At 64.7% G+C, this 10,235-nt stretch carries 9 protein-coding genes; 7 read left to right on the forward strand and 2 right to left on the reverse strand.

What is annotated here, in order from left to right; genetic code table 11:
- The first annotated feature begins 65 nt into the window (after window positions 1–65).
- Window positions 66–1,046, forward strand: coding sequence for an aldo/keto reductase (locus tag IEX43_RS17445; RefSeq protein WP_188813036.1), 981 nt, complete (start codon window positions 66–68; stop codon window positions 1,044–1,046).
- A gap of 24 nt (window positions 1,047–1,070) precedes the next feature.
- Entirely contained in the window at window positions 1,071–1,724 is a 654-nt protein-coding gene (locus tag IEX43_RS17450) for a uracil-DNA glycosylase (RefSeq protein WP_188813038.1), read from the forward strand.
- A gap of 127 nt (window positions 1,725–1,851) precedes the next feature.
- Here IEX43_RS17450 and aceE read toward each other — a convergent pair whose 3' ends face one another.
- On the reverse strand, window positions 1,852–4,614 hold the full coding sequence (gene aceE, locus IEX43_RS17455) for a pyruvate dehydrogenase (acetyl-transferring), homodimeric type (protein ID WP_188813040.1): 2,763 nt from the start codon (window positions 4,612–4,614) through the stop codon (window positions 1,852–1,854).
- Window positions 4,615–4,926: 312 nt separating this feature from the next.
- Here aceE and IEX43_RS17460 point away from each other — a divergent pair, with 312 nt between their 5' ends.
- The 4 genes from IEX43_RS17460 to IEX43_RS20355 all read left to right on the forward strand — a co-directional run bounded on the left by IEX43_RS17460 (window position 4,927) and on the right by IEX43_RS20355 (window position 9,188).
- On the forward strand, window positions 4,927–6,495 hold the full coding sequence (locus tag IEX43_RS17460; protein ID WP_188813041.1) for an NCS1 family nucleobase:cation symporter-1: 1,569 nt from the start codon (window positions 4,927–4,929) through the stop codon (window positions 6,493–6,495).
- A gap of 10 nt (window positions 6,496–6,505) precedes the next feature.
- Window positions 6,506–7,249 carry an aspartate/glutamate racemase family protein gene (locus IEX43_RS17465; RefSeq protein ID WP_188813043.1) on the forward strand — a complete coding sequence of 248 codons (744 nt, stop codon included), beginning with the start codon at window positions 6,506–6,508 and terminating at the stop codon, window positions 7,247–7,249.
- 23 nt (window positions 7,250–7,272) lie between these two features.
- The gene (locus IEX43_RS17470) at window positions 7,273–8,034 is read left to right on the forward strand and encodes an SDR family oxidoreductase (protein ID WP_188813045.1); all 762 of its coding nucleotides are present in this window, start codon (window positions 7,273–7,275) and stop codon (window positions 8,032–8,034) included.
- 140 nt (window positions 8,035–8,174) lie between these two features.
- Window positions 8,175–9,188, forward strand: coding sequence for a hypothetical protein (locus IEX43_RS20355; protein WP_229666515.1), 1,014 nt, complete (start codon window positions 8,175–8,177; stop codon window positions 9,186–9,188).
- Window positions 9,189–9,254: 66 nt separating this feature from the next.
- On the opposite strand, the gene IEX43_RS17480 is transcribed toward IEX43_RS20355, so the two are convergent.
- Complete coding sequence (locus IEX43_RS17480; protein WP_188813047.1) at window positions 9,255–9,632, reverse strand: sterol carrier family protein; 378 nt, start codon at window positions 9,630–9,632, stop codon at window positions 9,255–9,257.
- Window positions 9,633–9,758: 126 nt separating this feature from the next.
- Here IEX43_RS17480 and IEX43_RS17485 point away from each other — a divergent pair, with 126 nt between their 5' ends.
- Window positions 9,759–10,130, forward strand: a complete 372-nt coding sequence (locus IEX43_RS17485) for a VOC family protein (RefSeq protein ID WP_188813049.1) — start codon at window positions 9,759–9,761, stop codon at window positions 10,128–10,130.
- Window positions 10,131–10,235 lie beyond the last annotated feature (105 nt).

Genomic DNA, 10,235 nt, shown 5'->3' on the forward strand with positions numbered 1-10,235 from the left:
CTCGGCGCGGCGGCGGCACCCCGTAAAATTCCGGCCTCCCACCGGGCACCCCATATAGTCGAGGGATGGAACAGCGGATTTTAGGCAAGACCGGACGTAACGTCTCCGTCGTGGGGCTCGGCACCTGGCAGCTTGGCGCGGACTGGGGCAACGTTGACCCGGCACAGGCCCAGGCCATCCTGGCGGCGTCCGCGGAAGCCGGCGTGAACTTCTTCGACACCGCCGACGTCTACGGCGACGGCAAGAGCGAGCAGGCCATCGGAAAGTTCCTTGCGGACAACCCGGGCCTGGACATCACGGTTGCCACTAAGATGGGCCGGCGCATGGACCAGCAGCCGGAGAACTACACGCTGGCCAACTTCCGCCAGTGGGTGGACCGGTCCAGGAAGAACCTGGGCACCGACACCCTGGACCTGGTCCAGCTGCACTGCCCGCCCACCCCGGTGTACAGCACCTCCGAGGTCTACGACGCCTTGGACACCTTGGTGTCCGAGGGCGCCATCCGCAACTACGGCGTCAGCGTGGAGCGCACGGATGAGGCGCTGGAAGCGATCAAGCACCCTGGCACCGCCTCGGTCCAGATCATCCTGAACGCTTTCCGCCTCAAGCCCCTGGACGAGGTCCTTCCCGCAGCGAAGGTGGCCAACGTGGGCATCATCGCCCGTGTACCGCTCGCTTCCGGCCTCCTGTCCGGCAAGTACTCAAAGGAAACCACTTTCGCGGAGAACGACCACCGGAACTACAACCGCCAGGGTGACAAGTTCGACGTCGGCGAGACCTTCTCCGGCGTGGACTACGAGCTCGGACTCAAAGCCGTGGCCGAGTTCGAGCAGCTGGTTCCGTCAGGGGCCACCACCGCCCAGGCGGCCATCGCCTGGATTGCGGCCCAGGACGGCGTCACCTCCGTGATTCCCGGCGCGCGCAACGTGGAGCAGGCATCCGCAAACGCTGCGGCTGCCTCCGTGCAGATCAGCGAAGAGTTCGACGCCGGCGTCCGCTGGATTTACGACCACTACTTCCGCGAAGCCATCCACCCGCGCTGGTAGCCCCGTTCGCTGGGGAGCACTCCGGTGACAGACCGTTCCATAAGGTCTTTTGTGGACCGGCTCGCGGCAGTGCCCACGGTGCCGGGCCGAAACAACTTCCTTGCCCACAGCCACCCGGGCAATGCCGTGCGCCGGCGCAACCTTGAGCTTTACCTCTCCGAGATGCTGGACCGTTCGCCGAGGGTGCTGCTGCTGGGCGAAGCCCCCGGTTTCAGGGGCATGCGGATCACTGGCGTGCCGTTCACCAACCGCACCATGTTCCAGGGACCGGCCAACACCTTCGGCCTTTTCGGGCCGGGCAAAGGATATGCCCTGCCCGCCGAGGCGGAGGGTGTGGCTGCCGAGCCGACGGCAACGGTGATGTGGGAGGTCCTGGCGGAACTGGATTTCCTGCCCCTGCTGTGGAGCGCCTGTCCGTGGCACACCCACGTGCCGGGAGAACCGCAGTCCAACCGGACGCCGCGGATAACGGAAGCAAAGCTGGGCACACCTTACTGGCAGTCGCTGGTGGAGCTGTTTGGCATTGATGCAGTGGTCGCCGTGGGAAACATCGCGCACCGAAGCCTGCAGGCCAGCGGCGTGGATGCGCCCAAGGTCCGGCATCCCGCCCACGGCGGACGCTCCGGCTTCAAGCGCGGCCTGGAGGAGTTGCTCCTCGCCGGAACAATTACCACCTAGTCCAGCCGACAAAGCCGCTCCGGCGCCTCCGTGTTCCGCATAGCCACACCCTCATGGAGTTTTTGTCCAGATATGCAGGGTTCCGGGCCCTGGAAGCCTGCACATCTGGACAAAAACTCTTGTTGGCTCAGGCGTCGCCGCCGGCCCCGCCGGTGGTTCCGGCGCTGACGTCCAGGAGTTTGTAGCGGTCCATGGCGTACGACGGCGCCCCCTCCTCGACCTCGCCCCTCGCCGCGAGCATTTGCAGCGCTTTGACCACGATGGAGTGGGTGTCGTTTTTGAAGAAGCGGCGGGCTGCTGCGCGGGTGTCGGAGAAGCCGAATCCGTCGGCGCCGAGGGTGGCGAATTCGTTGGGGACGAATTGGCGGATCTGGTCGGGGACGGCTTTCATGTAGTCGGAGACGGCGACGACGGGTCCGGTGGCTCCTTCGAGCTGCTGGGTGATGAAGGGGACGCGGGCGGGTTCGCCGGGGTTGAGGAAGGCTTCCTCTTCGGCGGCGAGTCCGTCGCGGCGCAGTTCGTTCCAGGAGGTCACGGACCAGACGTCGGCGGAGACTGACCAGTCTTCGGCGAGGATCCGCTGGGCTTCGATGGCCCAGGGGACGGAGACGCCGGAGGCGAGGATCTGGGTCTTCGGTCCTGCAAGGTCCGACGCCGACACCCGGTAGATGCCTTTCAGCACACCTTCCACATCGAGGTTCTCCGGTTCGGCGGGCTGGATGATGGGCTCGTTGTACACCGTGAGGTAGTACATGAGGTTCCGGTCCTGCGAACCTGCCGCGCCGCCGTCGGACTTTTCCCCGTACATGCGTTCGAGGCCGTCGCGGATGATGTGGCCCATTTCGTAGCCGTAGGCGGGGTCGTAGGTGACCACGGCGGGGTTGGTGGAGGCCAGGAGGGGGGAGTGGCCGTCGGCGTGCTGGAGTCCTTCGCCGGTGAGGGTGGTCCGTCCTGCGGTGGCGCCGATGATGAAGCCGCGGGTCATTTGGTCTGCTGCTGCCCAGAACGCATCGCCGGTGCGCTGGAAGCCGAACATGGAGTAGAACACGTAGACCGGGACCAGGGGCACGCCGTGGGTGGCGTAGGCGGTGCCGGCGGCGGTGAATGCTGCCACGGCGCCGGCTTCGTTGATGCCGGGGTGGATCAGCTGGCCCTGGGCGGATTCCTTGTAGGCCAGGACCAGGTCGCGGTCCACGGAGAGGTAGTTCTGGCCGCCCGGGTTATAGATCTTCGCGGTGGGGAAGAACGCATCCATGCCGAAGGTCCGGGATTCGTCGGGCACGATAGGCACGATCCGGTGCCCGAAGTTCCTGTCCCTGATGAGGTCTTTCAGGAGCCTGACAAAAGCCATGGTGGTGGCGGCCTGTTGTTTGCCCGAGCCGCGTTTGGCAACGTCAAACGTCTTGGGGTCTGGCAGCGCAACGGCATCATGGGATGACCTGCGTTCAGGGACGGCGCCGCCCAGGGCCCTCCGCCGTTCATGGAGGTACACGATCTCCGGTGCATCATGCCCGGGGTGGTAGTACGGCGGGGAATAGGGATCCGCTTCCAGTTGCGTATCGGTAATGGGGATCCGCAGGTAGTCCCGGAACTCCTTTAAATCCTCAACCGTCAGCTTTTTCATCTGGTGCGTGGCATTACGCCCTTCAAACCGCGGTCCGAGGCCGTAGCCCTTGACGGTTTTGGCGAGGATGACGGTGGGTTTGCCCTTGAATTCGGTGGCTGCCTTGTATGCGGCGTAGACCTTGCGGTAGTCGTGGCCGCCGCGTTTGAGGTTCCAGATCTGGTCATCGGTGAGGTCCGCGACGAGGTCTTTGGTGGCCGGGTCCTTGCCGAAGAAGTGTTCGCGGACGAACCCGCCGGATTCTGCCTTGTAGGTCTGGTAGTCCCCGTCGGGGGTTTCGTTCATGATCTTCACCAGCGACCCGTCGGTGTCCTTGGTGAGCAGGTCATCCCATTCCCGGCCCCAGACGACCTTGATGACGTTCCAGCCCGCGCCGCGGAAGAACGCCTCGAGTTCCTGCATGATCTTCCCGTTGCCCCGCACGGGCCCGTCCAGGCGCTGGAGGTTGCAGTTGATCACGAAGTTCAGGTTGTCCAGGTTCTCGTTCGCGGCGAGTTGGAGCAGGCCGCGGGATTCGGGCTCGTCCATTTCCCCGTCGCCCAGGAACGCCCAGACCTGCTGGTCGCTGGTGTCTTTCAGGCCGCGGTTGTGCAGGTACCGGTTGGACTGGGCCTGGTAGATCGCGTTCATCGGCCCGATGCCCATGGACACGGTGGGGAATTCCCAGAACCCGGGCATCAGCCGCGGGTGCGGGTAGGAGGACAGGGCGTGGCCTTCCTTGGACTTTTCCTGCCGGAACCCGTCCAGGTCCTCCTCCGAGAGCCGGCCTTCCATGAACGCCCGGGCGTACATGCCGGGGGAGGCGTGGCCCTGGAAGAAGACCTGGTCACCGCCGCCGGGGTGGTCCTTGCCGCGGAAGAAGTGGTTGAAACCCACCTCGTATAGGGTCGCGGCCCCGGCATAGGTGGAGATATGCCCGCCCACGCCGATGTTCGCCCGCTGCGCCCGGTGCACCATCACCGCGGCGTTCCACCGCATGTACGCCCGGTACCGGCGCTCGTATTCCTCGTTGCCCGGGAACTCCGCTTCCTGGTCCACCGGGATCGTGTTCACGTAATCGGTGGTGGTCACCATCGGCACCCCGACGCTCTGCGCGCCCGCGCGCTGCAGCAGGCTCCGCATGATGAATTGGGCACGCTCAGTGCCCTGTTCCCTGATCAAGGAATCCAGGGACTCAACCCATTCGGCAGTCTCTTCCGGATCACGATCAGGCAGCTGGTTAGTCAACCCGCTGAGGATATGGGAGGTATCTTCTCCTGCAGCCACGGCAGCCTCTTTTCGTCTTTGAATGCTGGGCCAATGTTTTCGTATTGTGAGAAAACATTATTGCCATACGAGATTAGCTACTCCATGGAAGGTGGGTCAAGCATAATCGACGCCGGCACTTCCCGTGCGGCGAACCGTCGCCTGCCAACCGATTGTGACCGTTGGCACCCCTGCGGCTCCTTGACCATAGGGTGACCCAGGTCATACTCTTATTCCACTTAGCAATATCTACTTTTCGCAATGTGGAATAACAGAACCGGTCCTCCAGACCAGCGCTCACCACTGCGAATCCTTCAAGAACCGGAGATCCCCATGCAGACCCCTCCACCGGTCGGCGTCGAAAAGGCTCCTGACCTGACAGCGCCGTCAGACTCTTCAGCCCACTCCGCCACAGGCGTCGAAGCTCTTTGTGAATCAGCCAGCGCAGCTTCAGGCCAGGCCATCAGCCCCACCCTTTATAACGTCGATCTTGCCCCCACCAAACGCGCCGGCCGGAGCTGGTCCGGCTACAGCATCTTCACCCTCTGGGCCAACGATGTCCACAGCCTCGGCAACTACGCCTTCGCCATCGGACTGTTCGCCCTGGGACTGGGCGGCTGGCAGATCCTGCTGGCACTCGGCATCGGAGCTGCCCTGCTCTTCGGCCTCCTGAATCTCTCCGGATTCATGGGTGTTAAGACCGGCGTCCCCTTCCCGGTGATGAGCAGGATCAGCTTCGGCATCCGCGGCGCCCAGATCGCCAGCCTCCTCCGCGGCGCCGTTGCTGTCGCGTGGTTCGGCATCCAGACCTACCTCGCATCCGTCGTCTTCCGCGTGATGCTCGTGGCCATGTTCCCGGGCCTTGGAGCACTGGACAAGGACTCCATCCTGGGTCTGTCCACCCTGGGGTGGATCGCCTTCGTCATCCTCTGGATTGTCCAGCTGGTCATCGTGAGCTTCGGTATGGAAATGATCCGCAAGTACGAGGCCTTTGCCGGCCCCATCATCCTGGTCACCATGGCCGCCATCGCCGTCTGGATCTTCATGGAAGCGGGCGGCGCAATCGCCTGGTCCTCGGACAACGCCCTCGAAGGGCCGGAAATGTGGCTAACCATCTTCGCCGGCGGCGCCCTCTGGGTCTCCATCTACGGCACGTTCGTCCTGAATTTCTGCGACTTCACCCGCTCCGCCGTCTCCAAGAAGGCCGTGGTCCGCGGAAACTTCTGGGGCATTCCCATCAACATGCTCGTGTTCGGCGCCATCGTCGTCGTGATGGCGGGAGGGCAGTTCAAGATCAACGGCACCATCATCGAGAGCCCCTCGGACATCGTCCAGACCATCCCCAACACCCTCTTTCTGGTCCTTGCCTGCCTGGCCTTGCTGATCCTGACCATCGCGGTCAACCTCATGGCCAACTTCGTGGCTCCGGTCTATGCCCTCACCAACCTGTTCCCCAAACACCTGGACTTCCGCAAGGCTGCCTTCGTCAGCGCCGTCATCGGCCTGGTGATCCTGCCGTGGAACCTGTACAACAACCCGCTGGTGATCGTGTACTTCCTGGGCGGCCTCGGCGCCCTGCTCGGCCCCCTGTTCGGCGTCGTCATGGCTGATTACTGGCTGATCCGCCGTGGCAAGGTCAATGTCCCCGAGCTGTACACCGCATCGCCGGAAGGTGCCTACTACTACAAGAACGGCGTCAACCCCAGGGCCATCATCGCCATGGTGCCGGCGGCCGTCCTGGCGCTCCTCATCGCCTTCGTCCCGGCGCTGGCGGCGGCAGCACCGTTCGCCTGGTTCTTCGCCGCCGGCATCGCAGCCGTTGTGTACTTCTTCATCGCGGACCGCTCGCAGCGGCTCGAAGACCGCGACGGCGAGGCCATCGCCGTCGCCAGCAAACACTAAGGATCCCCTGATGCGCATACTCGTTGCGAACGTCAACACCACCCAGTCCATGACGGATTCCATCGCCGCTTCGGCACGCAGCATCGCGGCACCCGGCACGGAGATCGTGGGAATCACACCCCGGTTCGGGGCCGACTCCTGCGAAGGGAACTTCGAAAGCTACCTGGCCGCCATCGCCGTGATGGACGCCGTCACTTCCTACCAGGAGCCGTTCGACGCCGTGGTGCAGGCCGGCTATGGCGAACACGGGCGGGAAGGGCTGCAGGAGCTCCTGGACGTCCCGGTGGTGGACATCACCGAGGCCGCCGCCAGCACCGCCATGTTCCTGGGCCACAAGTACTCGGTAGTCACCACCCTGGACCGGACCGTTCCGCTCATCGAGGACCGGCTCAAGCTCGCAGGGCTCGATGCGCGCTGCGCCTCCGTCCGTGCCAGCGGCATGGCCGTCCTTGAACTTGAGGAGGAGCCCGAACGCGCCGTGGAAGCCATTATCAACCAGGCAATCTTGGCCGTCAGCCAGGACAAGGCCGAGGTGATTGTGCTCGGTTGCGGGGGCATGGCGGGGCTGGACGAGCAGATCAGGCAGCGTGCCGGAGTGCCCGTGGTGGACGGCGTGGCCTCCGCCGTGGCCATCGCCGAGTCCCTCGTCCGCATGCGCCTGTCCACCTCCAAGGTGCGGACCTACGCTGCGCCGCGGCCCAAGACCGTCATAGGCTGGCCATTGAACAGCACAGGCGTGCCGGCCGCCCTCTAGCACCACATCCCAAGGAGAACAGCGTGAACAGTACCCCTCCCGCCGCGCGGGTTGCCGTCGTTACCGGAGCAGGTTCCGGCATCGGGCGGGAGGTGGCCCGGCAGATGCTGGCCGCCGGATACCGGGTAGCGCTGGCGGGCCGCCGGGAATCGCAGCTAAAGGAGACTGCGGACGACCACCCCGAAGCGCTGGTGGCGCCTTGCGACGTCACCCGGCAGGACGACGTCGAGCATCTTTTCGACGCCGTCCGCCGGCGGTGGGGCCGGGTGGACCTGCTGTTCAATAACGCCGGAGTGTTCGGTCCGGCGGCCAGCGTGGATGAGATTTCGCTGGAGGACTGGAACGCCACCCTCGCGGTCAACCTGACGGGTTCCATGCTGTGCGCCGCCGCCGCGGTCCGGGCCATGAAGGCGCAGGACCCGCAGGGCGGGCGGATCATCAACAACGGCTCCATCTCCGCGCACTCGCCCCGGCCCCGGACGGTGGCCTATGCCGTTACCAAGCACGCCATGACCGGCCTGACCAAAAGCATTGAGCTGGACGGGCGGGGCTTTGGGATTACGTGCGGCCAGATCGACATCGGCAACACGGCGACGGACATCATGGACACCATCGGCGTGGGCGCTGGGGCACTCCAGGCAGACGGCAGCCGCCGGGTGGAGCCGACCTTCCTCGTGGAGGACGCCGCGCGGGCGGTCCTGATGATGGCCAACATGCCGCCGTCAGCCAGCATCGGGTCTGTGGTGATCACCGCCGCAGGGATGCCCTTCATCGGCCGCGGCTGACCCCCGAACCCCCGAGTTTTTGTCCACATATGCAGGGTTCCAGGCATCGGAAGTCTGCATATCTGGACAAAAACTCCGTAGGAGCGGGTGCGGGCTGTGGATAACTGTCTGAAGCCCGGATTCGCGTGACTCAATGAAGCATGAGCAGATTGTTGCCCCTCCCGGAACACTTTGGAGACCGGCCGTTCGGCAAAGGTGAGGCTGGATACTCCGGCCTGAGCCGGAGCAGGCTTGCTGCCGGGGACCTGCACCGGCCGAGCAGGGGGATCCGGGTGCCGAAATCGAGCCCTCCGGATCTGGCCGCCCTTGTCCGCTCCCATACCAGGCTGGATCCCGAGACCTTCGGGAGCCTTACTACCGCTGCCGAGATCCTCGGGCTTCCGCTTCCGCCGTGGGCTGAGTTCCGGCCAGACGACGGCGGCCCGGTGACTGCCGCCGTCGAACCTCCTCCCTGGGGGAAGAAATCAGGTGCACATTTCCGCGAGCCCGGCCGTTTCCTGCATCTTGCCAGGCGCGGGGGTGGGACGCTTCCGCGGCGGACGGGAATCGCCGGGCACCGGCTGAAAGTCCGGGACGGCGACCTCATCGATATTGACGGGTTGAGGCTGACCTCGGTGGCCCGGACCTGGGTGGATCTCGGCTCGGTCCTGCCGTTGGAGGACCTTATCGTTGCGGGCGACGCCATTGTCAGCGAACACTCCAGGACTTTCGGAGAGCCGAAGCGCCCGATGCTTCCGCTGCCCGAACTGCGCACCTTCGTGGCGGGCGCCAACGGGATCCATGGCATCCGCAAGGCCAGGGAAGCACTTGAACAGCTGCGCGTCGGCGTCGACTCGCCGCCGGAAACGAAACTGCGCCTGATGCTGGACGATGCCGGCCTTCCCGAGTTTTCCCCAAACTGCCGGGTGGATGATGCCCTGGGAAGGCCCGTCTGGACGGATCTTGGCTGCGCCCGGTTCCGGACCTGCCTGGAGTATGAGGGCCTGCACCATCTCTTGCCGGAACAGCAGGCCCTGGACTCCTACCGGGATCAGCGGGTCTTCGAAGCAGGCTGGCGGCAGGTGAAGATCAACCGGATCGATATGCAACGCGGCCCGGAGTGGGTGGTGTCGCGCGTCCGGCAGGCATTGCGGAAGCAGGGATGGCAGCGGTGAGTTTTTGTCCAGATATGCAGGGTTGCGCGGTCCGGAAGCCTGCATATCTGGACAAAAACTCGGGGGTCAGAGCGGGAGCAGCGCGGAGAGGTCCGCGCGGAGGCCGGAGGCGGCAACCTTGTGCGCGGCCACCGCGTCCGCCCATCCCAACTGGCCGGTCACCATCGCGAGCCAGGTGGCGGCGTCGCACTCAATGACATTGGGCGGCGTGCCGCGCGTGTGCCGCGGGCCTTCCACACACTGGGTGACGCCGAACGGCGGCACCCGCACCTCCACCGAATTGCCCGGCGCCCGCGCTGTGACCTCCTCAAGCGTGTAGCGCACCGCCGTTGCCAGCATGGTTCGCGGGACGGGAACGTCCGACGACGGTCCGGCAGCTTTACGCCACGCCTCCACCGCTGCGGCGCCTTCCTTCGGGTCGATCCGGCGACGGGCTACAGCCATTCTTCGGGTCCCCTTTCGTGGTGATGCAGCGACAAAGGCAACCAGAGTACCGCGGATGCTTAGCAGTAAGGAATTGGGTGGGGGAGTACGATCGGTAGCACTCGTCACAAGGGAAGGGAACGGCCCGTGCAGCTCGGCGCTTTCTCAGTAAGCCTCAACGTCAAGGACATCGCCGCTTCTACGGCTTTCTACGAAAAACTTGGGTTCACGCGTTTTGCCGGTGACATCGCGCAGAACTGGCTGATCCTGAAAAACGGCCAGGCGGTGGTGGGCCTCTTCCAAGGGATGCTGGAGAGGAACGCCCTGACCTTCAACCCCGGCTGGGACCAGGACGCCCGGCCGCTGGAGTCCTTCACGGATGTCCGTGACCTCCAGCGGGAACTGCAGGGCCAAGGTGTCAGTTTCGCCAGCGAAGCGGAGGAAGGAACAACCGGACCGGCGAGCTTCATTGTTATTGATCCGGACGGCAACCCGGTCATCGTGGACCAGCACGTGTGACACGTTTAGTCCAGGAGTCCCAGCCCGGAAGCACCTAGGGTGTGTCTCCTTATTGGCGTAGCCAGATGACGACGGCGTACAGGACGACGCCGGCTCGATAGGTCA

The organism is Pseudarthrobacter polychromogenes (assembly GCF_014644495.1).
In the GTDB taxonomy this organism is placed as follows: Bacteria; Actinomycetota; Actinomycetes; order Actinomycetales; family Micrococcaceae; genus Arthrobacter; species Arthrobacter polychromogenes.